Annotated in this window: 15 protein-coding genes; 7 read left to right on the top strand and 8 right to left on the bottom strand. The window is 69.0% G+C overall.

All coding sequences use genetic code 11. The features are described from left to right. Positions 1-48 precede the first annotated feature (48 nt). From lysS to AB3X10_RS12300, 3 genes are all read left to right on the top strand, one after another. On the top strand, positions 49-1,566 hold the full coding sequence (gene lysS, locus AB3X10_RS12310; RefSeq protein ID WP_369975309.1) for a lysine--tRNA ligase: 1,518 nt from the start codon (positions 49-51) through the stop codon (positions 1,564-1,566). Between the two features lie 169 nt (positions 1,567-1,735). Further along, positions 1,736-2,878, top strand: a complete 1,143-nt coding sequence (locus AB3X10_RS12305; RefSeq protein WP_369975308.1) for an HD domain-containing phosphohydrolase — start codon at positions 1,736-1,738, stop codon at positions 2,876-2,878. Beyond that, a complete protein-coding gene (locus AB3X10_RS12300; RefSeq protein ID WP_369975307.1) occupies positions 2,875-5,040 on the top strand; it encodes an ATP-binding protein in 2,166 nt (721 codons plus the stop codon). Before AB3X10_RS12305 ends, AB3X10_RS12300 begins: the two co-directional genes overlap by 4 nt. A 47-nt stretch (positions 5,041-5,087) precedes the next feature. Here AB3X10_RS12300 and AB3X10_RS12295 read toward each other — a convergent pair whose 3' ends face one another. Together AB3X10_RS12295 and AB3X10_RS12290 are read right to left on the bottom strand one after the other, a co-directional pair. Then, positions 5,088-5,963, bottom strand: coding sequence for a crotonase/enoyl-CoA hydratase family protein (locus AB3X10_RS12295; protein WP_369975305.1), 876 nt, complete (start codon positions 5,961-5,963; stop codon positions 5,088-5,090). Between the two features lie 262 nt (positions 5,964-6,225). Then, positions 6,226-7,911, bottom strand: a complete 1,686-nt coding sequence (locus AB3X10_RS12290; RefSeq protein ID WP_369975303.1) for a long-chain fatty acid--CoA ligase — start codon at positions 7,909-7,911, stop codon at positions 6,226-6,228. 109 nt (positions 7,912-8,020) lie between these two features. On the opposite strand from AB3X10_RS12290, the gene AB3X10_RS12285 reads away from it, so the two are divergent. Next, the gene (locus AB3X10_RS12285) at positions 8,021-8,455 is read left to right on the top strand and encodes a nuclear transport factor 2 family protein (RefSeq protein ID WP_369975301.1); all 435 of its coding nucleotides are present in this window, start codon (positions 8,021-8,023) and stop codon (positions 8,453-8,455) included. 193 nt (positions 8,456-8,648) lie between these two features. Here the strand turns inward: AB3X10_RS12285 and acnA are convergent, their stop codons facing one another. Further along, positions 8,649-11,417 carry an aconitate hydratase AcnA gene (acnA, locus tag AB3X10_RS12280; RefSeq protein ID WP_369975299.1) on the bottom strand — a complete coding sequence of 923 codons (2,769 nt, stop codon included), beginning with the start codon at positions 11,415-11,417 and terminating at the stop codon, positions 8,649-8,651. A 148-nt stretch (positions 11,418-11,565) separates the two neighbouring features. Between acnA and AB3X10_RS12275 the strand changes: the two genes are divergently transcribed. From AB3X10_RS12275 to acnB, 3 genes are read left to right on the top strand one after another with little or no spacing between them, the layout of a single operon-like run. Continuing rightward, positions 11,566-11,823, top strand: coding sequence for an AbrB/MazE/SpoVT family DNA-binding domain-containing protein (locus tag AB3X10_RS12275; protein ID WP_309915637.1), 258 nt, complete (start codon positions 11,566-11,568; stop codon positions 11,821-11,823). Further along, the gene (locus tag AB3X10_RS12270) at positions 11,820-12,224 is read left to right on the top strand and encodes a type II toxin-antitoxin system VapC family toxin (RefSeq protein ID WP_369975298.1); all 405 of its coding nucleotides are present in this window, start codon (positions 11,820-11,822) and stop codon (positions 12,222-12,224) included. Before AB3X10_RS12275 ends, AB3X10_RS12270 begins: the two co-directional genes overlap by 4 nt. Positions 12,225-12,276: 52 nt before the next feature. Then, positions 12,277-14,868 (top strand): bifunctional aconitate hydratase 2/2-methylisocitrate dehydratase, encoded by a 2,592-nt coding sequence (gene acnB / locus AB3X10_RS12265; protein WP_369975297.1) that lies wholly within the window; start codon positions 12,277-12,279, stop codon positions 14,866-14,868. A gap of 425 nt (positions 14,869-15,293) precedes the next feature. Here the strand turns inward: acnB and AB3X10_RS12260 are convergent, their stop codons facing one another. The 5 genes from AB3X10_RS12260 to AB3X10_RS12240 form a co-directional block, all read right to left on the bottom strand. Continuing rightward, positions 15,294-18,215: a diguanylate cyclase gene (locus tag AB3X10_RS12260; RefSeq protein ID WP_369975296.1), complete on the bottom strand. Its 2,922-nt coding sequence runs from the start codon at positions 18,213-18,215 to the stop codon at positions 15,294-15,296. A gap of 93 nt (positions 18,216-18,308) precedes the next feature. Beyond that, positions 18,309-20,927, bottom strand: a complete 2,619-nt coding sequence (locus tag AB3X10_RS12255; protein WP_369975294.1) for an EAL and GGDEF domain-containing protein — start codon at positions 20,925-20,927, stop codon at positions 18,309-18,311. Between the two features lie 3 nt (positions 20,928-20,930). Beyond that, complete coding sequence (locus tag AB3X10_RS12250) at positions 20,931-22,007, bottom strand: protein-glutamate methylesterase/protein-glutamine glutaminase (RefSeq protein WP_369975292.1); 1,077 nt, start codon at positions 22,005-22,007, stop codon at positions 20,931-20,933. Next, on the bottom strand, positions 22,004-22,606 hold the full coding sequence (cheD, locus tag AB3X10_RS12245; RefSeq protein ID WP_369975291.1) for a chemoreceptor glutamine deamidase CheD: 603 nt from the start codon (positions 22,604-22,606) through the stop codon (positions 22,004-22,006). The genes AB3X10_RS12250 and cheD overlap by 4 nt, the downstream gene beginning before the upstream one ends. Then, positions 22,603-23,469: a CheR family methyltransferase gene (locus AB3X10_RS12240; RefSeq protein WP_369975289.1), complete on the bottom strand. Its 867-nt coding sequence runs from the start codon at positions 23,467-23,469 to the stop codon at positions 22,603-22,605. The genes cheD and AB3X10_RS12240 overlap by 4 nt, the downstream gene beginning before the upstream one ends. Between the last annotated feature and the right edge of the window lie 39 nt (positions 23,470-23,508).

Here is a 23,508-nt window from a genome sequence, read left to right as displayed (position 1 = left end):
CGCGCATCCTGCTGCATCCTTTCCCTTCTTCTCCGCGTACCCATCCCCATGACCGAGCAGACCCCCGCGCCGTCCCTTCCCGTCGACGAGAACGGCCTCATCGCCGAACGCCGCGCCAAGCTGGGAGCGTTGCGCGCGCAGGGCGTGGCCTATCCGAACGATTTCCGCCGCAACGATTACGCCGGCGACCTGCAGGCCGAGTTCGCCGACGCCGAGCGCTGGAGCGCCGAGGCGCTGGAGGCCGAGGGCCGCAGCCTGCGCCTGGCCGGGCGCCTGCTGGCCAAGCGGGTGATGGGCAAGGCCAGCTTCGTGCAGCTGCAGGACGAGTCCGGGCGCATCCAGCTGTTCCTGCAGGCCAATGCGCTGGGCCCGGCCTACGACGCGTTCAAGGGCTGGGACATCGGCGACATCATCGGCGTGGAGGGCGGGCTGACCCGCACCAAGACCGGCGAGCTGTCGGTCAAGGCCACCGCGCTGCGGCTGCTGACCAAGGCGCTGCGCCCGCTGCCGGACAAGTGGCACGGCCTGTCCGACGTGGAGCAGCGCTACCGCCAGCGCTACGTCGACCTGATCGTGTCGCCGGAGGCGCGCGAGGTGTTCGTCAAGCGCTCCAAGATCATCCGCGCGATGCGCGCCTGGCTGGACGCGCGCCGCTTCCTGGAAGTGGAGACGCCGATGATGCATTACATCCCCGGCGGCGCCACCGCCAAGCCGTTCACCACCCACCACAACGCGCTGGACCTGGACCTGTACCTGCGCGTGGCGCCGGAGCTGTACCTGAAGCGGCTGGTGGTCGGCGGCCTGGAACGGGTCTACGAGATCAACCGCAATTTCCGCAACGAAGGGGTCAGTACCCGGCACAATCCCGAATTCACCATGATGGAGCTGTACGAGGCCTACGCCACGTACCACGAAGTGATGGACCTGACCGAGAACGTGATCCGCGACGTGGCCCGGGAGGTGCTCGGCACCACCCAGGTGCACTGGGACGGCGCCGACATCGACCTGGCCCCGGCCTTCCGCCGCTGGCGCATGGACGAGGCGGTGCGCCACCACAACCCCGAGATCAGCGCCGCCGACTGCACCGACCGCGACGCGCTGCTGCGCCACTGCGAGCGGCTGAAGATCCGCACCAAGCCGTCCTACGGCTGGGGCAAGCTGCTACTGGAGATCTTCGAGGCCACCGTGGAACACACCCTGATCCAGCCGACCTTCATCACCGACCACCCGGTCGAGGTGTCGCCGCTGGCCCGCTCCAGCGACACCGAGCCGGGCTATACCGACCGCTTCGAGCTGTTCATCAACGGCAAGGAGATCGCCAACGGCTTCTCCGAGCTCAACGACCCGGAAGACCAGGCGGCCCGGTTCCAAGCCCAGGTGGCGGCGAAGGAGGGCGGCGACGACGAGGCCATGCACTTCGACGCCGACTACATCCGCGCGCTGGAGGTCGGCCTGCCGCCCACCGGCGGCCTGGGCATCGGCATCGACCGGCTGGTAATGTTGCTCACCGGCAGCGGTTCGATCCGTGATGTGCTGCTGTTCCCGTACATGCGTCCGGAGGCTTAATCTAGCCCAGGGCGGCGGTGGCCTTGGGATGGGGTTCTTGTATCGGGCGTCGGCAAGCGAGCGGTTGGCTAGCAAGCGGAAGTGAGGCGGTGGGGCCGGCGTGGCCGGCGCCGGAGCGTTTCCCGTTGTTGTCTCAACAGCCCGATGCCCGTGGGCGAGAGGATCGCAGATGCAAGATGCCAGCATGAGCCTGTCCGGAGTATCCTCCAGCAGCGACCGCCCGGACTGGGCGGAGGGGGCGGACAATCGCTTGAACATCGTCATCGTCGACGATCAGACGTCTGCGCGCACCATGCTGCGCCACGTGATCGAGGACATCGCCCCGGAACTCACCGTCCGCGACTTCGGCGACTCGCAGGCCGCCCTGGCCTGGTGCGAGGCCGGCAAGGTCGACCTGTTGCTGCTCGACTACCGCATGCCGGGCATGGACGGGCTGGAGTTCGCGCGGCGGCTGCGGCGCCTGCCCAAGCACCGCGACATTCCGATCATCCTGATCACCGTGGTCGGCGACGAACCGATCCGCCAGGCCGCGCTGGAAGCCGGCGTCATCGACTTCCTGGTCAAGCCGATCCGCCCGCGCGAACTGCGCGCGCGCTGCCACAACCTGCTGCAGCTGCGCCTGCAGAGCGAGAACATCAAGCAACGCGCGATGTCGCTGGAGCAGCGCCTGCTGGCCAGCATGCGCGAGGTGGAGGAGCGCGAACGCGAGACCCTGTCGCGGCTGGCGCGGGCGATCGAGTACCGCGACGCCGGGACCAGCGCCTACCTGGAGCGCATGGCCCATGTGGCCGGCCTGATCGCCGAGCAGCTGGGCCTGTCCGAGGACGAGGTGCGGGTCATCGAAATGGCCGCGAGCCTGCACGACATGGGCAAGATCGCCATTCCCGATGCGGTCCTGCTCAAGCCCGGCAAGCTGAACGAGGAGGAGATGGCGGTGATGCGCATGCACCCGCGCATCGGCTACGAACTGCTCAGCGGCAGCCAGAACCGCTTCATCCAGGTCGGCGCGCTGATCGCGCTGCGCCACCATGAACGTTACGATGGCAGCGGTTACCCCGATGGACTGGTCGGCGAAGCGATCCCGCTGGAGGCGCGGATCGTGGCGGTCGCCGACGTTTTCGACGCGCTGATCTCGCCGCGTCCCTACAAGGAAGCCTGGACCATGGATGCGACCCTCGCCTATCTCTACGCGCAACGCGGCCGTTTGTTCGACCCGCGTTGCGTGGACGCGCTGTTCCGCGGGCGCGAGCAGTTGCACATGATCTGCGAGCGCTTTTCGACCGCGTCGATCCGGCCGGGGGTGAGCCCGTGAACCAAAGGCTGGAGTGGATCAGGAGCCGATTGCGACAGCGTACGGACACCGAGCATGGCCAGACCCTGATCCGGGTGGCCATCTTCCTTGGCGTCATCGTCTGCATGACGGTGGCGGAAAAGCTGGGCTATCTCGCTCCCGACGTGTACCTGACCTCGGTGCTGATGAGCGGGGTGGGCGTCCTCGTCGGCCTGGCCCTGTTCGCGGCGATTCTGGCCCGGCCGGGGCCGTCGAACGTCCGCCGCATCATCGGCATGGTGACCGACTACGGCCTGATGACGGTGGCGATGATCCTGCAGGGAGAACCGCTGGCCTGGCTGTACGTCATCATCATGTGGGTCACGGTCGGCAACGGCCTGCGCTACGGCAACCGCTACCTGATCGGCGCCGTGGTGTCGGCCTGCATCAGTTTCGGCTGCGTGGTCCTGCTCAACGGCTACTGGCGCGAGAACCTCACCCTCAGCGCCGGGCTGTGGGCCGGCCTCATCGCCATTCCCATGTACCTGTCGGGGCTGCTGCGGCAGTTGACCCAGGCGACCGCCGAGGCGCGGCGCGCCAGCGAGGCCAAGAGCCGTTTCCTCGCCAACATGAGCCATGAGTTCCGCACCCCGTTGAACGGCCTGTCCGGCATGACCGAGGTCCTGGCCACCACCAAACTGGACGCGGAGCAGCGCGAGTGCGTGGGCACCATCCAGGCGTCGGCGCGCAGCCTGTTGTCGCTGGTGGAAGAGGTGCTGGATATCTCCGCCATCGAGGCGGGCAAGCTGCGGACCGAGAAACACGATTTTTCGTTGCGCGAGACGATGGCGCAGATCGGCTTGATCCTGCAGCCGCAGGCACGGGCCAAGGCGCTCGGTTATCACCTCGAGGTCGCGGCCGATGTTCCCGACCACCTGCGTGGCGATTCGGGTCATTTGCGTCAGGTGCTGTTGAACCTGGCCGGCAACGCGATCAAGTTCACCAACATGGGACGCGTGGATATCCGCGTCCGGATCCAGCGCAACGATCTGGGCGAGCCGTCCAGGTTGAGCTTCGATATCGTCGATACCGGCATCGGCGTGCCGCCGACCATGCGTCCGCGGCTGTTCGAGGCCTTCGAGCAGGCCGACGTGGGATTGGCGCGCCGCTACGAGGGAACAGGCCTGGGCACCACGATCGCCAAGGGGCTGGTCGAAGCGATGGGCGGCAGCATCGGTTACCAGGAGAATCCGCCGCGCGGGAGCCGCTTCTGGTTCGAGTTGCCGTTCGAGGCGGCGACCGCGTCGCCGCTGTCCACGGTGCCCGCGGATGGCCCTGTCGAAGAAGCCGGTTCGCCGAGCGGCAATATCATCGCCTTTACCGATCCGTTCCTGCGTCACCGTGCACGCGTTCGCAGCATGCGCATCCTGGTTGCCGACGACCATGCCGCGAACCGCATGGTGCTGCAGCGGCTGCTGCAGAAGGCCGGACATCGGGCGATCTGCCTCGATGGCGCCGAAGCGGTGCTGGACGCACTCGCCGAGACCGAATTCGATGCCGTCATCGTCGATCTGCACATGCCTGGCATGAGCGGCTTGGACATGCTCAAGCAGTTGCGGATCATGCAGGCGGGCCGGCCGCGTACGCCGGTCGTGGTGCTCAGTGCGGACGTCACCCCGGAGTCGATCCATCGCTGCGAGCAGGCCGGAGCGCACACCTTCCTGGCCAAGCCGGTGGTGGCGTCGAAGCTGCTGGACACGCTGACCGATATTGCGACCGACGGCAGGCTGCGGCCGTCCGAGGCGCAACCGCGCCAGCGGATCGACGCGGAGGGGGTGCTGGATCCTTCCGTGCTGGACGAGCTGGCCGGATTGGGCATGGGCGATGGCTTCGAGCGCGAATTCATTTCCCAGTGCCTCAACGATGCCGATGGTTGCCTGGGCGGAATGCAACTGGCGGGCGAGACCGAGAATTGGGAGCGCCTGCGCGAGCATGCCCATGCGATCAAGGGCGTGGCCAGCAACCTGGGGCTGGTGAAGATGGCCAGCCTTGGCGGCGAATTGATGCGAATGGCGGAATGGCAGATGCGCAGCGAGTGGCGGCAGTGCCTCGCCTCGCTCAACGCCAGTCTGACCGAGGGCAGGGAAGTGCTGGACCTGCGCGCCTTGCAAAGCGGCAGGCAGGACGGCAACGAACTTCGCTGAGGGAAAGCCCGGCGCTACGCCGGGCCGGCCCCCTCCGGTCCATGGCTCTATGCAGAGGCGGCAACTCCCTGCGCACGCCGTGTTTGCGCCCGCACCAGGCGATCCATCATGCGCAGCGATTTGTCGTCGAGCGCAAGCGCCGTATCCACCCAGACCTCGGTGATCGCCATCAGCTCCTGCAGTGGAACCTGTCGCGAAATCCTGCGCGCGGCATTCATCGCCAGATAGGAGAGCTTGTTGCGTTGCTGGTTGTGGATCAGCTCTTCGACCGCGGCCTTTCCCTGGCCCTTGGGCACCAGGATGTCGACCAGCCCGAGCGCGTGCATCTGTTCGCTGCTGTAGACCGTTCCTTCCAGGATGATTTTCTCCGCCAGTTGCGGAGGCACGCGCTGGCACAGGAACGAGTACGCGCCCATTCCCGGGAACAAGCCGAACATGACTTCCGGCAGGCCCATGCCAACGCCTTCCTCCGCAACGATGGTGTGGCAGGCCAATGCCATCTCCAGGCCGCCCCCAAGGGCATCGCCCTGCAGCAGCGCGATCGTGCGCACGTCGCCGCCCAGCCCGGTATGCAGGGTGTGGACGCCCTCGACGCAGCGTGTGGCATAGGCCAGCAGGGCGCTCCTGTCGCGCAGGCGGATAAGCCGGGTAAACAGCTCCAGGTCGCCGCCCAGGTTGAAGACGCTTGCATCGGAGGCCAGGACGAAGTGGCGCAGCTGCCTGCGCTCCAGTGCGCCGGCTCCGCCCGCGGTGATGGCATTGGTGAAGCTCCACATATCGTCGAGCAAGTCGTCGCGGAAGCACGGGCGCGAGCCGTCGGACGTATCGTTGTGCATGAACATCCAATGCGCGTTGCCATCGGCGCTCGATTCAACACGGATAGTGGCGTAGCTGGAGTTGAAGAAGCGTTTCTCAACGTTCATGGGATTTCCTCGGTGTTTGGTTGGCGGCGAAACGACGTGCGCTACTGCAAGCTGAGCGGCGCGCGAGCCGATGCTACACCTACGCAAACGGAGGAATGGCCGGCCGCGAGAAAGGCGCGAGAGGCACGCCTGCGGGGCTTTCGCGGGGCTGCTGTGAGCCTGGATGTCATGCGGCGGCAAGGGTGCCGCCGATCCCGATCCGCCCCGCGGGACGGGGCTTGGGTCCTCAAGGCATGGGCGGCGGCCCATGCGGACGAAACGGCTACGCGTTCGGCGAGCTGTCGCGCAATTCCCGCCGCAGGATCTTGCCGACATTGGTCTTGGGCAGTTCCTTGCGGAACTCGACGATGCGCGGGTGCTTGTACCCGGTCAGGTTGGCGCGGGCGTGGGCCTTGACGTCCTCGGCGGTGAGGTTGGGGTCCTTCTTGACGATGACAACCTTGACCACCTCGCCGGATTTCTCGTCCGGCACCCCGACCGCGGCCACTTCCAGCACGCCGGGCATCATCGCGATCACGTCCTCGACCTCGTTCGGGTACACGTTGAAGCCCGACACCAGGATCATGTCCTTCTTGCGGTCGACGATGTAGAAGAAGCCCTGCGGATCCATCCGCGCCATGTCGCCGGTATGCAGCCAGCCGTCGGCATCGATCGCGCCGGCGGTTTCCTCCGGGCGCCGCCAGTAGCCCTTCATCACCTGCGGGCCCTTGATGCACAGCTCGCCGACCTCGCCGGGCGCCATGGTCTGGCCGTCGTCGCTCTTCACGCAGGCGTCGGTGGACGGGATCGGCAGGCCGATGGCGCCGTTGTATTCCTTCAGCGTCAGCGGGTTGATGCAGGCGGCGGGCGAGGTCTCGGTCAGGCCGTAGGCCTCGACCAGGGTCACTCCGGTCACCTGCTTCCAGCGCTCGGCCACGGCGCGCTGCACCGCCATGCCGCCGCCCAGGGTGAACTTCAGCGCCGAGAAATCCACCTGATCGAAGCCGGGCGTGTTGAGCAGGCCGTTGAACAGCGTGTTGACCCCGGTGAAGGCGGTGAAACGGGTCTTCTTCAACTCCTTGACGAAGCCGGGCATGTCGCGCGGATTGCTGATCAGGTGGTTGAGGCTGCCGAGCTTCATGAACACCAGGCCGTTCGCGGTCAGCGCGAAGATGTGGTACAGCGGCAGCGCGGTGATGATGACTTCCTTGCCTTCCTCCAGCTTGCCGGTCGCCGCGATCCAGGCGCCGGCCTGCAGCATGTTGGCGACCAGGTTGCGGTGGGTCAGCATCGCGCCCTTGGCCACCCCGGTGGTGCCGCCGGTGTACTGCAGGAAGGCGATGTCGTCCGGCTCGATGTCCAATTGCGGCAGCGTGTGCAGCCGGCCCAGGGTCAGCGTGTCGCGGAAGCGGACCGCGTTGGGGATGTCGTAGTCGGGGACCAGCTTCTTGACGTACTTCAGCACGAAGTTGACCAGCGCGCCCTTGGGGAAGCCGAGCATGTCGCCCAGGCCGGTGGTGATGACCTGCTTGAGCGGGGTGTCGGCCAGCACCTCCTGCACGGTCTTGCCGAAGTTGTCGATCACCACGATCGCGCTGGCGCCGGAGTCGATCAGCTGGTGGCGCAGTTCGCGCGGCGTGTACAGCGGATTGACGTTGACCACGGTCATGCCGGCCAGCAGCACGCCGAAGGTGGCGATCGGGTACTGCAGGCAGTTGGGCATCATCAGCGCGACGCGGTCGCCCTTCTTGAGCTGCAGCTCGCCCAGCAGGTAGGCGGCGAAGTGCCGCGCCAGTTCGCCGGCCTCGCGGTAGGTCAGGGTCTTGCCGAAGTTGCAGTAGGCCGGGCGGTCGCCGAACTTGGCGACGGAGGTTTCGAACACGGCGGCGACGGATCGGTACTCGTTGACGTCGATCTCGGCGGGAATGCTGGCCGGATAACTCTGCAACCACGGACGTTCCTGACTCATGTACTCCCCCCTCGTGTGGAATGCTGCCGCACGCCGACGCAACGCTGCGGCGTGGCGAGTGGCAGGATACCGTTCCGCATGGAAAAGGCGAAGCCGAGGAGGAATCCCGATGCGACAGCCGTTGGCGTGGGGTTGGGGATGCGCGCTGCTGCTGGCCTTGCCCGGCTGCCAGCGCGATTCGGCGGAACAGCGGCTGCGCAAGGACATGGCCGCATTGCAGGAGGCGGTGGAGGAACACCGCCTGCGCGATGCGATGGCCGGCGTGGCCGACGATTTCGCGGGCGAGGCGGGGATGGATCGTGCTGCGCTGCACAACCTGTTGCGCGCGCAATTCCTGGCCAATGCGCGGATCGGGGTGAACACCGGGCCGCTGTCGATCGCGCTGCAGGGCGACGACGCCACGGTGCGTTTCGACGCGGTGGTCAGCGGCGGCGACGCGCGTTTGCTGCCGGAGCGGATGCAGCGCTACGAAGTGGTCACCGGCTGGCGCGAGCAGGACGGCCGCTGGCGGCTGCGGCATGCGCAATGGAGTGCGGCGCCGTAGCGTCGCAAGTGCTGCGTGCGTGTCGAACGGCAATCGCCCCGTCCGGTGAACGGGGTGCCTCGATGCGATCGGTCTGGCGGGTAGGGACCCGCACTTCGAAATGTCGTGCCGATGCGCAAGCGGCGCGCGCGCCGTGTGCACCTGCATGCGGGCGCACGGCGCCCGCGCAGGACGCCGTGCGCCGTGACCGGCCTCAGGCCGCCTTGCGCGCCGCCAGCTGGCGCAGCACGTACTGCAGCAGGCCGCCGTGCTTGAAGTACTCCACTTCCTTCGGCGTCAGCAGCAGCACCTTGACCTGGAACTGCTTGACGCTGCCGTCGGCCTTCTTCGCCTCCACGGTAGCGCGCTTGCTGGCGCCGTCCTGCAGCCCGGTGATGTCGAACACCTCCGAACCGTCCAGGCCCAGCGACTGCGCGTTCTCGTTGTCCAGGAACTGCAGCGGCAGCACGCCCATGCCGACCAGGTTGGAGCGGTGGATGCGCTCGAAGCTTTCGGCGATCACCGCCTTGACCCCGAGCAGGTTGGTGCCCTTGGCCGCCCAGTCGCGCGAGGAGCCGGTGCCGTATTCCTTGCCGGCGATCACCACCAGCGGCACGCCGTCGGCCTTGTACTTCAGCGCCGCGTCGTAGATCGCCAGCTTCTCCGGCTGCGCGCCGTCCGGCCCGCGGTACAGCGTGTTGCCGCCTTCTTCGCCGCCGAACATCAGGTTCTTGATGCGGATGTTGGCGAAGGTGCCGCGCACCATCACGTCGTCGTTGCCGCGGCGGCTGCCGTAGCTGTTGAAGTCGGCCGGCTGCACGCCGCGCTCCTGCAGGAAGCGGCCCGCCGGCGAGTCCTTCTTGATGTTGCCGGCCGGGGAGATGTGGTCGGTGGTGATCGAGTCGCCGAACAGGCCGAGCACGCGCGCGCCGTGCACGTCGTCGATGCTGCCGACCTGCATGGTCATGCCGTCGAAGTAGGGCGGGTTCTTGATGTAGGTGGAGGCCGCGTCCCAGGCGTACAGCTCGCCGTCGGGCGAGGCGATGGCGGCCCAGCGGCTGTCGCCCTTGAACACGTCGGCGTAGTTCTGCTTGAACATCTCCGGGCCGACGGTGGCGGCGATGGTGTCGCCGATCTCCTTGTTGCTCGGCCAGATGTCGCGCAGGTACACCGGCTGGCCGTCGCTGCCGGTGCCGAGCGGCTCGTGGGTGAGGTCGATGTCGGTGGTGCCGGCGATGGCGTAGGCGACCACCAGCGGCGGCGAGGCCAGGTAGTTCATCTTCACTTCCGGGTGCACGCGGCCTTCGAAGTTGCGGTTGCCCGACAGCACCGAGGCCACCACCAGGTCGTCCTTGGCGATCGCCGCCGACACGTCGTCCGGCAGCGGGCCGGAGTTGCCGATGCAGGTGGTGCAGCCGTAGCCGACCACGTAGAAACCGAGTCGCTCCAGGTCGTCCATGACCCCGGCCTTCTTCAGGTAGTCGGTGACCACCAGCGAGCCCGGCCCGAGCGAGGTCTTGACCCACGGCTGCGCCTTCAGGCCCTTGGCCACGGCGTTGCGCGCCAGCAGGCCGGCGCCGAGCATCACCGCCGGATTGGAGGTGTTGGTGCAGGAGGTGATCGCGGCGATCACCACCGAGCCGTCGCGCAGCCGCCAGCCGGCGCCGCTGTCGGCGCTGGTCTCGGCCTGCGAGGCCTTGGCGCCGACCGCGGTGCCGCCGCCGCCTTCGTTCTTGAGCCGGTCTTCCTGCTTGGCGTCGCTGTGGCGCTTGTTGCGCGCCTCGGCGAAGGGCACCAGGCTGTCGCGGAAATTGCGCTGCATGTCTTCCAGCAGCACGCGGTCCTGCGGTCGCTTGGGGCCGGCCAGCGACGGCTTGACCTGGCCCATGTCCAGCTCCAGCGTGGTGCTGTAGGCGGCGTGCGGGCTGTCGGCGTCGTGCCACAGGCCCTGCGCCTTGGCGTAGGCCTCGACCAGCGCGATCTGTTCCTCGCTGCGCCCGGACAGGCGCAGGTAGGTCAGCGATTCGGCGTCGACCGGGAAGATGCCGCAGGTGGCGCCGTATTCCGGCGCCATGTTGCCGATGGTGGCGCGATCGGCCAGCGGCAGGTGCTGCAGGCCCTCGCCGAAGAACTCGACGAACTTGCCGACCACGCCGTGCTTGCGCAGCATCTGCGTCACCGTCAGCACCAGGTCGGTGGCGGTGGCGCCTTCGGGCAGCTTGCCGGTCAGCTTGAAGCCGACCACCTGCGGGATCAGCATCGACGAGGGCTGGCCGAGCATCGCCGCTTCGGCCTCGATGCCGCCCACGCCCCAGCCGAGCACGCCGATGCCGTTGATCATGGTGGTGTGGCTGTCGGTGCCGAACACCGTGTCCGGATAGGCGATCGCCTCGCCGTCGCGCTCGCCGGTCATCACCACCCGCGCCAGGTGCTCCAGGTTGACCTGGTGCACGATGCCGGTGTTCGGCGGCACCACCTTGAAGTTGTCGAACGCCTTCTGGCCCCAGCGCAGGAAGCCGTAGCGTTCCTTGTTGCGCTGGAACTCGATCTTGCCGTTGAGGTCGAGCGCGTCGGCCTTGCCGAACACGTCCACCTGCACCGAATGGTCGATCACCAGCTCCGAGGGGATCAGCGGATTGATCTGCTCCGGGCGCCCGCCGAGCTTGACCACCGCGTCGCGCATCGCGGCCAGGTCGACCACGCACGGCACGCCGGTGAAGTCCTGCAGCACCACCCGCGCCGGCATGAACGCGATCTCGGTGTCCGGCTCGGCCTTCGGGTCCCACGTGGCCACCGCCTCGATGTGCTCCTGGCCCACGGTGATGCCGCCGTCTTCGTGGCGCAGCAGGTTCTCCAGCAGGATCTTCAGCGAGTAGGGCAGGCGGCCGATGTCGAAGCGCTCGGCGAGCTTGGGCAGGCTGTAGTAGGCGTAGCGTTTGCCGTTGACCTCGAGCGAGGTGCGGGTGGAAAAAGAATCGCTCATCACGGAACTCCTATGGCGTCGCGGCTGTAGGGACTGCGGTCATTCTGACCGATTCAGTGTGTACGGATGGTGTTACCGGCACTGTATGCAGGCTTGAGTATGACGCCTGAAGTATGTAAAATTCGTGCATACCTTGCGGAGCCCGTCCATGGAAGCCACCGTCGCCGAGCGCGGTCAGATCACCTTGCCCAAGGCCGTGCGCGACGCGCTGGGGCTGAGCAAGGGCACTATTTTGAAGGTGGAACTGGACGGCGGCCGCATCATCCTGCGCAAGAGCGTGGACGATGCGATCTCGCGCGCGCGCGGCCGCTTCAAGCTCGACGGTTTCGCCAGTACCGACGAGGCGATGCGTGCGATCCGCGGCCGCGCGCCCGGCGATCCGTTCGAACCCGACGCCAAGGCATGATCGCGATCGACTCCTCGGTGCTGGTGGACCTGCTGGCCGACGGCCCGCAGGCCGACGCCACCGAAGCCTGCCTGCGCCAGTGCCTGAGCACCGGCCCGGTGGTGGTGTGCGACATCGTCCTGGCCGAGGTCTGCAGCGCGCTGCGCGACGGCGCCGAGGCGCTGTCGGTGCTGGAGGACATGAGCATCCGCTTCAATGCGCTGGAGGCCAAGTCGGCCTTGCGCGCCGGCGAGATGCAGCGCCGCTTCCGCGCCCGCGGCGGCCGGCGCGAGCGGGTGGTGGCCGATTTCCTGATCGGCGCGCATGCGCTGCTGCAATGCGATGGCCTGATCACCCGCGACGACGGCTTTTTCCGCGACTACTTCAAGGGCCTGAAGATCATCGTGCCCAAGCCGGCCTGACCCCGCTCATCCGTTTACCGCTCATCCCTACCGAAATTCCCGGAGAACCCGCATGTTGGAAGCCTACCGCCACCACGTTGCAGAGCGCGCCGCGCTCGGTATCCCGCCGCTGCCGCTGAGCGCGCAGCAGACCGCCGAGGTCGTCGAGCTGCTGAAGCACCCGCCCGCCGGCGAGGAACAGTTCCTGGTCGAACTGCTGAGCCAGCGCGTGCCGGCCGGCGTCGACGACGCGGCCAAGGTCAAGGCCTCGTACCTGGCCGCGCTCGCCTTCGGCACCGAGCGGACCCCGCTGATCTCGCCCACCCACGCCACCGAACTGCTCGGCACCATGCTCGGCGGCTACAACATCCATCCGCTGATCGAGCTGCTGGACAACGCCGAGCTCGGCGCGGTCGCCGCCGAAGGCCTGAAGCACACGCTGCTGATCTTCGATGCGTTCCACGACGTGCAGGAAAAGGCCGAGGCCGGCAACGCGCACGCCAAGGCGGTGCTGCAGAGCTGGGCGCAGGCCGAATGGTTCACCAGCAAGCCGGAAGTGCCGCAGAGCCTGACCATCACCGTGTTCAAGGTGCCGGGCGAGACCAATACCGACGACCTGTCGCCGGCGCCGGACGCGACCACGCGCCCGGACATCCCGATGCACGCGCTGGCGATGCTGAAGAACAAGCGCGACGGCGCCGCGTTCGTGCCGGAAGAAGACGGCAAGCGCGGCCCCATCCAGGCGATCGCCGACCTCAAGGCCAAGGGCCACCTGGTCGCCTACGTCGGCGACGTGGTCGGCACCGGTTCCTCGCGCAAGTCGGCGACCAACTCGGTGCTGTGGTGGACCGGCGAGGACATTCCGTTCATTCCGAACAAGCGCTTCGGCGGCGTGTGCCTGGGCTCGAAGATCGCGCCGATCTTCTACAACACCATGGAGGACGCCGGCGCGCTGCCGATCGAGCTGGACGTGTCGCAGATGGAGCACGGCGACGTGGTCGAGCTGCGTCCGTACGACGGCAAGGCGCTGAAGGACGGGCAGGTGATCGCCGAGTTCGCGATGAAGTCGGACGTGCTGTTCGACGAAGTGCGCGCCGGCGGCCGCATCCCGCTGATCGTCGGCCGCGGCCTGACCGCCAAGGCGCGCGAGTTCCTCGGACTGCCGCCGTCGGACCTGTTCCGCCTGCCGATGGTGCCGCCGGATACCGGCAAGGGCTTCTCGCTGGCGCAGAAGATGGTCGGCCGCGCCTGCGGCCTGCCGGAAGGCCAGGGCATGCGCCCGGGCACCTATTGCGAGCCGAAGATGACCTCGGTGGGGTCGCAGGACACCACCGGGCCGATGACCCGCGACGAGCTGAAGGACCTGGCCTGCCTGGGCTTCTCCGCCGACCTGGTGATGCAGTCGTTCTGCCACACCGCCGCGTATCCGAAGCCGGTCGACGTCAAGACCCACCACACCCTGCCGGAGTTCATCTCCACCCGCGGCGGCGTATCGCTGCGTCCGGGCGACGGCGTGATCCACAGCTGGCTCAACCGCATGCTGCTGCCCGACACCGTCGGCACCGGCGGCGACTCGCACACCCGCTTCCCGATCGGCATCTCGTTCCCGGCCGGCTCCGGCCTGGTCGCGTTCGCCGCGGCCACCGGGGTCATGCCGCTGGACATGCCCGAATCGGTGCTGGTGCGCTTCAAGGGCGAGATGCAGCCGGGCGTGACCCTGCGCGACCTGGTCAACGCGATCCCGCTGTACGCGATCAAGGACGGCCTGCTGACCGTGGCCAAGCAGGGCAAGAAGAACATCTTCTCCGGCCGCATCCTGGAGATCGAAGGCTTGCCGAACCTGAAGGTGGAGCAGGCGTTCGAACTGTCCGACGCCTCGGCCGAACGTTCCGCCGCCGGCTGCACGGTGCGCCTGGACAAGGCGCCGATCATCGAATACCTGACCAGCAACATCACCCTGCTGCGCTGGATGATCGCCGAAGGCTACGCCGATGCGCGCACCCTGGGCCGCCGGATCAAGAAGATGGAGGAGTGGCTGGCCGATCCGCAGCTGCTCGAGCCCGATGCCGACGCCGAGTACGCGGCGGTGATCGAGATCGACCTGGCCGACATCCACGAGCCGATCGTGGCCTGCCCGAACGATCCGGACGACGTCAAGACGCTGTCCGAGGTCGCCGGCGCGGCGATCGACGAGGTGTTCATCGGCTCGTGCATGACCAACATCGGCCACTTCCGCGCTGCGGCCAAGCTGCTGGAAGGCAAGCGCGACATCCCGACCCGCCTGTGGGTCGCGCCGCCGACCAAGATGGACGCTTCCGAGCTGACCAAGGAAGGCCACTACGGCACCTTCGGCGCGGCCGGCGCGCGCATGGAAATGCCGGGCTGCTCGCTGTGCATGGGCAACCAGGCGCAGGCGCGCGAGGGCGCCACGGTGTTCTCCACCTCCACCCGCAACTTCCCCAACCGCCTCGGCCGCAACACCAACGTGTACCTGGGCTCGGCGGAACTGGCGGCGATCTGCTCGCGCCTGGGCCGCATCCCGACCAAGGACGAGTACATGGCCGACGTGGGCGTGATCAAGACCAGCGGCGAGCAGATCTACCGCTACATGAACTTCGACCAGATCCAGGAATACCAGGACGTGGCCGAGACCGTCGCCGCCTGATCCAGGCGGTCGGACATGGCAACGAGGAAGCCCGGCGATGCCGGGCTTTTTCGTTTGCGGCGTCGCGCATCGATTGCATGGTGTCGCGAGCGCGATGGGCGCTGGACGATCGCGCGTGGGTCTGGTTCGTTGCAGGGGCCTGATGCGTTCGGGCGGCCAGGATGCTTTGCGCAGGCGCGCGCTGGCACGCTGCGGGCTGCAGCGTCGGTGCTGAGGTACCCTGGCGCGCAAGGCGTGCCGCTTCGTTCGTCGCGACTGAAGTCGCTCCCACAGGGGACTCGGCACGGCGATCTGGTGGCAGTTGTGGGAGGGACTTCAGTCCCGACTGCACGATGCCGGCGGCTTTCCCGCCACGCCCGGCGACTGGAAAAACCGTGCCGCGGGAGCTTGGCGAGGCCAGCACGCTTGCGCCAACACATGCCCACTCAGGCGCTCTCGACCCGGTTGCGGCCGTTTTGCTTGGCCCGGTACAGGGCCTGGTCGGCGAGGTCGGTCAGGCGCGTGCTCGAGCGGCTCGCGCTCGGCCACTTGCTGGCGCAGCCGATGCTGACCGTCACCAGCGGGTGCAGCGCACCGGGGGCGTGCGCCACCGCGCAGCCCAGCACCGCCTGGCGCAGGCGTTCGCCGACCGCGTGCGCGGCCTCGCTGTCGCAGCCGGGCAGCAGCGCCACGAATTCCTCGCCGCCGTAGCGCGCCAGCACGCCGTCGTCGCGCAGCTGCGCGGCCATCGCCAGCGCCACCATGCGCAGGCAATCGTCGCCGGCGAGGTGGCCGTAGTGGTCGTTGAAGCGCTTGAACTCGTCGATGTCGATCATCAGCAGCGACAACGGCCGCTGTTGCGCCTGCATCTGCGCCCACAGCCGCTGCTGGCTTTCGACGAAGTGGCGGTGGTTGGCGATGCCGGTGACCGGGTCGCGCTGCGCCTGGTCGGCGAGGCGGCGGTTGGCCTGCTCCAGTTCGTGGGTGCGGGTGCGCACCAGCTGCGCCAGCAGGTCGCGCTGGCGGCGCAGCCGGTAGTCGTGGACGCGCCAGCCGAGCAGCAGCGCCGCCAGCAGCGCCGTCGCCGCCACGCCCCAGCCCAGCGGCGACAGGTACCACGGCAACGGCTGCCGCAAGCGCAGCCGTGCCGGCGTGGTCGACCAGGCGCCGGTATCGCTGCGCGCGATGATTTCCAGGGTGCTGTCCTCCCAGGGCAGCAGCGGGAAGTGCAGGCTGCGCTGCGCGCCGATGTCGGTCCACGCCGGATCCTGCCCCGGGCGCGTCAGCCGGTAGCGGAAGCGGGTCTTTTCCGGCGCGCTCAGGTTGATCGCGGTGAAACCCACTTCGATGTCGTGGCTGTGCGGCGGCAGGCGCAGCCCCGCGGTCAGCGGCACGCTGCGGCCGCCGATGTCGAGCGACTGGATCCGCACCGGCGGCGCCTGCGCGCGGCGGCCGCCGAGGGCCAGCGGATCGATCTCGGCGAAGCCGGAAATCAGCGGGAACCACAGCTTGCCGGCGGCGTCGCGCAGGCATGCCGGCTGGCCGCCGCCGTTGGTCTCGGCCGGCTCCAGCCCGTCGCTTTCGGAAAAGCCGATCGCGCTCAGTTCCTGGCGGCCGGCGGCGGCCTTGGCCAGTTCCTCCGGCGGCAGCAGGGAGATGCCGCGGTTGCCGCTCAGCCACAGCCCGCCGCGCGCGTCGGCGACCATGCACGAGACCACGTCGTCGAACAGGCCGCTGCCGCGATCGAAACGCTGCACGCGGCCGTTGCCGATGCGGTTGAGGCCGCCGCCGTAGGTGCCGATCCACAGCGTGCCGTCGGGCTGTTCGTACAGCGAGCGCACGAACCGGCTGGACAGGCCGTTGGCGGTGTTCCAGCGTTCCACCACCTGCTGCCGCCGCCAGCGCACCACGCCTTCGCCGCCGGCCAGCCACAGCCCGCCTTGCTGCGCCGGCTGGATCAGGCTGACGCTGCCGGGCAGGCCGGGGATGGGCTGCGGCGCGCCGGTCTCGCCGCCGGCACCGACCGCGATGGCATAGACGCCGTGCCCGCCGGCGACCAGCAGCTTGTGCTTGGCGGTGCGATACAGGGCGCGGATCGGCAACTGGTCCGGCCATCGCGCGACCAGCCGCAGCGCCTGGCTGCGGTAGGCGTCGCTGTCGCGGGCCGCACGGTCGTCCTGCGCCTCGGGCGGCAGGTAGCCGACGCTGCCGTCGACGGTGCCGATCCACAGTCCGCCCGCCTCGTCGCGGTGCAGCGACCACGCGCATTCGTTGCCGAGCACGCGTTGCAGCGACCAGCGGCGCAGGCGCCCGCTGGGCGCGTCCCAGTGCTGCAGGCCGCCGCACACGGTGCCCAGCCACAGGCCGCCGCTGCCGTCGCCGACCACCGGCAGGCCGGGCAGGTCCAGGCCCTGCCGCGGGTCGTTGAGCAGGCCGATGCGCGAGCGCGCGATGCGCAGCAGGCCGCGCGCGTTGCTGCCGAGCCAGAGGTTGCCGTCGCGGTCGGCGAGCAGGCTGTGCGACGCCGGCAGCGCCGGGGTCGCCAGCGGACGCAGGCCGCCGCCATCGTCGTCGTCGCGGAACACGTGCCCATCGACATCGACCGCCCACAGGCGTTGCTGCGCATCGCGGGCCAGCGCCTGCACCCCGCGCACCGCCGCCGGCGCCGGCAGCCACTGCCGGCGCACCGTGTCGTAGCGGTGCAGGGCCGCGCCGGCGCCCACCCACAGGACGTTGCCTTCGCTGTAGAGAAAACCGACCCGGGTTTCCCCGGCCGGCAGCGGCAGCGCCTCGCGGCGTCCCTGGTGCAGCCGCCACAGGCCTTGCCCGCCCAGATACAGCTGTGCGTCGCCGCCGACCGCGGCGCTCACCTCCAGTGCCTGCGGCTGGTGCTCGAGGGTGCGCAGGGTGCGCGCGTCGACCCGGTACGCGCCGGCGCTGCTCAGCACCCACATGCTGCCGTCGGCCGCGGCGACGAAGCGGCGGATCAGGCAGCGGCCGCCGCACACGTCCAGGCGCCGGAAGCGGCCGTCGCGCAGCACGCTGACGCCGGCGTCCTCGCTGCCGATCCACAGCTGGCCGCGCGCGTCCTCGAGCAGTTGCAGGATGCGGTCGCTGGACGGGCCGCTGCCCGCCAGGCTGCGGTAGACGCGGAAGTCGCTGCCGTCGAAGCGTGCCAGTCCGCCGAACGTGCCCAGCCACAGGAAGCCGTCGCGGTCCTGCACGATCGCGTTCACCGAGTTCTGCGGCAGGCCGTCGTGGGTGGAGAAACGACGCACCACCTCGGGATAGGCAGGCCGCAGCGTCTGCGCGGCGAGCGCGGCACTGGCGGACAACAGCAGCAGCGACAACAGGAAGCGGATCGGCATTGCGGGGGGAGTGGGGAAAATTGTGCGATGGATCAAGCAATATTTGTGCCGGGATCCGCGGCTCGGGCCTGTCGCCGGGTCCGGTTGGCGCGGTTACCGGCTCGCGTCGGCCTGGTGCGCGTCGAGCCAGCGTTCCAGTACCGCCGCCGGCAACGCCGGCGCGAACAGGAAGCCCTGCAGCACGTCGCAGCCGAGCGATGCCAGGAAGGCCCGCTGCGCCTCGGTCTCGACGCCTTCGGCGACGGTGTGCAGGCGCAGGCTCTCGCCGATGCGCAGCACCGAGGTGGTCAATGCGCGCGCGGTCTCGCTGTGCTCCAGGTCGCGCACGAAGCTCATGTCCAGCTTGAGTTCGTTGACCGGCAGCTGGTGCAGATGGCTGAGGCTGGAATAGCCGGTGCCGAAATCGTCCAGCGACAGGCGCACGCCGCTGGCCTGCAATTGACGCAGATTGGCCAGCACCGCCGGTGCGTTGGACAGCATGACGCTCTCGGTCATCTCCAGCGCCAGGTCGCTGGGCGCCAGCGCGTGCGCGCTCAGCACCTGGGCCACGCGCGCGGGCAGCTGCGCGTCGGCGAAGTTGCTGGCCGACAGGTTGACCGCCACGCGCGGCACCCGCACGCCGCGCAGGCGCCAGTCGGACATCTGCCGGCAGGCCTGGCGCAGCGCCCAATGGCCGAGTTCGTCGATCAGCCCGCATTCCTCGGCCATTGGCACGAAGCGCGCCGGCGAGATGTCGCCCAGGTGCGGGTGCTGCCAGCGCAGCAGCGCCTCCACGCCGTACAGCGCGTAGGGCGACTGGCTGTACAGCTGCGGCTGGTAGTGCAGCTGCAGCTGGTCGCGGCGCAGCGCCTCGCGCAGCGCGGTCTCCATCGCCACGCGTTCCTGCGCCATGCGGTTCATGTCGGCGCTGAAGAAGCGGAAGCTGCCGCCGCCTTCGTTCTTGGCCCGGTACATGGCCAGGTCGGCGTGGCGCAGCAGGGTCTCGATGTCGCGGCCGTCGTCGGGGAACATGGCCACGCCGATGCTGGCGCCCGGGTGCAGGGTCACGTGCCCGACCACCAGCGGCTCGGCCAGCGCCAGCAGCACGCGTTCGGCCACGCCGGCGGCCTGCTCGGCGCCGCACTGCGGCAGCATCAGCACGAACTCGTCGCCGGCCTGGCGGCCGATCAGGTCGGCCGCGCCCAGGGTTTCGCCCAGGCGCCGGGCGATGTCGCGCAGCAGGCCGTCGCCGGCGGCATGGCCCTGGGTCTCGTTGACGCGCTTGAAGCGGTCGATGTCGACGAACAGGATCGCCACCGGCGACTCGTGGTATTCGGCGGCGGCCAGCGCCTGCTCGGCGCGGGCGCTGAACATCACCCGGTTGGGCAGGCCGGTCAGCGAGTCGTAGAACGCCAGCTGGTGCACGCGCGCCTTGGTCTGCTCGCGCTCCAGCGCCAGCGCGCACAGGTGCAGGCACAGTTCGATCAGCCGCAGGTGCCAGGGCCGCGGCTCGCAGGTCTCGCGGTAATACAGCGCGAAACTGCCGAGCACGCGCCCGCCGCTGGACTTGATCGGACTGGCCACGCAGCTGCCCAGGCCGAGTTGCTGCACCAGCGGGCGGTAGTCGGCGTACAGCGGGTCGGTGGCGGCGTCGCGCACCAGCACCTGCTTGCCGCGCCAGATCGCCGCGCCGCAGGCGCCGGCATTGGGGCCCACGCGCATGCCTTCGACCGTCTCGTTGAAGGCGGTGGGCAGGCTCGGCGAGGCCAGCGCATGCAGCCGGCCCTCGCCATCGACGCGGATGATCGAGGCCACCAGCTGCGGGGCGATGCGCTCCACCTCGCTGCAGATCAGCGTGGCCACGTCGACCAGCGGCTGTTCGCGGACCAGCGCGTCGAGCACGTTCTTGTGCAGGATCTCGTGCATCTTGCTCTGGGTGATGTCGGTGAACGACACCACGTAGTGCTGGATGCCGCCGCTCGCATCGGCGATCGGATTGGCCATCAGCGTGGTCCACAGCGGCGAACCGTCCTTGCGGTAGACCAGCAGATCGGTCTGGTGGCCCACGCCGCTGACCACGCGCTCGCGCACCAGCCGCACCGCCTGCATGTCGGTGCCGGCGCCGGGCAGGACGCTGCTCGGCAGCCGCCCGCGCACCTCCTCGGCGGCATAGCCGAACATGTGCACGAATCCGGCGTTGACGTACAGGATGGCCAGTTGCGGGTCGCACACCACGATGGCGTTGTCGCTGCGGTCCAGCGCCAGCGACAGCAGCCGCATCTTGGCGTCGCGCTCGCGTTCGGCGCTGATGTCGCGCACGAACACCACATACAGCGGCGCCGCTTCCTGCGGCACCGTGGCCGCGCTCACCGACACCCAGCGCTGCACGCCGTCGTTGCCGGGCAACTGCAGTTCGTAGCCGTCGCCGTCGCCGGGCGTGCCGGTGCGCGGGCGCATGCAGCTGGCCAGGAATGCCGCACACGCCTCCTCGGGCACCAGTTCGCCGAGCGCACGCCCCAGCACCTGCGCCTGCGCCAGGCCCCACAGCGCCTCGGCGGTCTGGTTGAAGGCGAGGATGCGGGCGTGCGCGTCGATCACCACCACGCCGTCCGGCGCCTGCTGCAGGCAGCTCAGCAGGGCCTGTTCGGAATCGGTCAGCCGGGCCAGGCACGGAACCGTGGCGGCAACGGCGTCGCCAGGCGCGTTCGGGGTGCGGACGCGCTGGCGCGGCATGGGCTAGCGGGCCTGGTTGGACAAGGCGATCAGGCGTTCGGCGATCCGGTCCAGCGGCAATACCTCCTGTGCGGCGCCAAGCCGGAACGCGGTGCCGGGCATGCCCCAGACCACGCTGGTGGCTTCGTCCTGGACCAGCGTACTGGCGCCGGCCTGCAACATTTCCAGCAGGCCGCGCGCGCCGTCGTCGCCCATGCCGGTCAGCACCGCGCCGATCGCGTTGGCGCCGGCGTTGCGCGCCACCGACTGGAACAGCACGTCCACCGCCGGCTTGTGCCGGTTGACCGGCGGGCCGTCGTCGATCTTGCAACGCCAGCGCGCACCGTCGCGGACCACCTGCAGGTGCTTGCCGCCGGGCGGCAGGTAGGCGTGGCCGGGCAGGATCGCCTCGCCCTCGCTGGCCTCGCGCACCGCCATCGCCGAGTGCCGGTTGAGCCGGTCGGCGAAGGCGGTGCTGAAGCCGGCCGGCAGGTGCTGGGTCATCACCACTGCCGGCGCGTCGGCCGGCATGCCTTCCAGCACCACGCGCAGCGCCTCGGTGCCGCCGGCGGACGCGCCGATCGCGATCAGCCGGTCGGTGGTGCGGAACTTCAGCGTGGACACGGCGCTGGGTGCGGCCACGGCGGCGCCGGCCGGGCGCGGCGCGGCCGGGCGGTCGAGCGCGCGGACCTTGGCCTTGGCCGCCGCCTTGACCTTGCCGATGATTTCCTCGGCGTATTCCTCCAGGCCGCGCGCCACGTCGAGCTTGGGCTTGGAGATGAAGTCGACCGCGCCCAGCGCCAGCGCCTGCAGCGTGGTGTCGGCGCCGCGCTCGGTCAGCGAGGAGATCATCACCACCGGGGTGGGCCGCAGCCGCATCAGGTTCTCCAGGAACGCCAGGCCGTCCATGCGCGGCATTTCCACGTCCAGGGTGATCACGTCCGGATTGAGCCGCTTGATCTTCTCGCGGGCCAGGATCGGGTCGGCGGCCGAGCCGACCACCTCGATGCCGGGCGCGCGCGACAGGATCTCGGTCAACATCTGCCGCACGACCGCGGAGTCGTCGACGATCAGCACGCGGCAAGGGGATTCTGAGGTCATTCGAACAACTCCACGGCCCCGGTGACCGGAGCTTTGGCAAGGCGGGCACGCACCGCCGATTCGGCGGCGGCGACTTCGGCTTCCTCGTGCGCATGCGGCAGGCGCTGCACGACCACGCGGCCGGTGCCGGGGAAGAACCAGATCTTGCGCGGATGGATGCCGCGCAGGTCTTCGGCCACCACCGGGATGTGTTCGGCCTTCAGGTACTGCAGCACGAACTCGGCGTTGCGGGTGCCGACCGGATTGTTGGTGAAGCCCTTGAGCACGTTGCCGCCGCCGAACACCTTGGCTTCCAGGCGGCTGCGGCTGGCGCCGCGCTTGAGCAGGTCGTTGATCAGCACTTCCATCGCATAGCTGCCGTAGCGCGCCGGCGCGCCGTCGCCGGCCTGGCCGTCGGGCAGCATGAAGTGGTTCATGCCGCCGATCTTCAGCAGCGGGTCGCGGATGCAGGCGGCCACGCAGGAGCCGAGGATGGTGGTCAGCGCGGTGTCGTCGTCCACCACCAGGTACTGGGTCGGCAGCAGCTTGGCCGCGATCGTCTGGAAGCGGGCGTCGTGATACCGCATCACCTGGTCGGCGACCACCGTGGCGGCGCTCATGCGCGTGCCTTGGCGGCGCGACGGTACAGCGTGCGGCCGCAGGGCTGGATCAGGTCGGCCGCATGCAGGTAGTTCTCCGAATGGCCGGTGTAGAGCATGCCTTCGTCGTCCAGGTGCGGGATCAGCCGCGACAGGATGCCACGTTGGGTCGGCTTGTCGAAATAGATCATCACGTTGCGGCAGAACAGCGCCAGGTACGGGCCGCTGACGTCGTAGCGCGGCTCCAGCAGGTTCAGCTGGCGGAACTCGAGCAGCTCGCGCAGCGCCGGCACCACCCGGCACTGGCCTTCGTTGGCGCCGCTGCCGCGCTGGAAATACTTGCGCTTCAGCGCCGGATCCAGGCTGGCGATGCGCTCGACCGCGTACACGCCGCGCGAGGCGGTCGCCAGCACCTGGGTGTCCACGTCGGTGGCCAGGATCCGCACCGGCGGGGCCAGCGTGCCGAACGCCTCGCAGGCGGTGATCGCCAGCGAGTAGGGTTCCTCGCCGGTGGAGGAGGCGCACGACCAGATCTTCAGCGGCGCCGAGGCGGCGTGTTTCTGCAGCTCCTCGCGCAGGCGCTCGAAGTGGTGCGGCTCGCGGAAGAACGAGGTCAGGTTGGTGGTCAGCGCATTGGTGAACGCCTCCCACTCGTCGCCGCCGTCGCGCTCCAGCCAGTCCAGGTAGTCGCGGAACGAGCGCAGGCCCAGCGTGCGCAGGCGCCGCGACAGGCGGCCGTAGACCATGTCGCGCTTGGCCGGGGCCAGGGCGATGCCCGCCTTCTGGTAGATTAGGTCGCAGACCCGCTTGAAATCGCGATCGCTGAATTCGAAGTCGCGGTTGTCGGAACCGGGATGGGGCAGGGAAGACGTTGGAGTGGCCATGGCTCGCAGCGGTGGTCGGTCTATCGTGTTATCGGCCGG

The organism is Xanthomonas sp. DAR 80977 (genome assembly GCF_041240605.1).
In the GTDB taxonomy this organism is placed as follows: domain Bacteria; phylum Pseudomonadota; class Gammaproteobacteria; order Xanthomonadales; family Xanthomonadaceae; genus Xanthomonas_A; species Xanthomonas_A bundabergensis.
The sequence above is the reverse complement of the archived record's forward strand: the minus strand, read 5'-3'. Positions and strand labels throughout refer to the sequence as shown.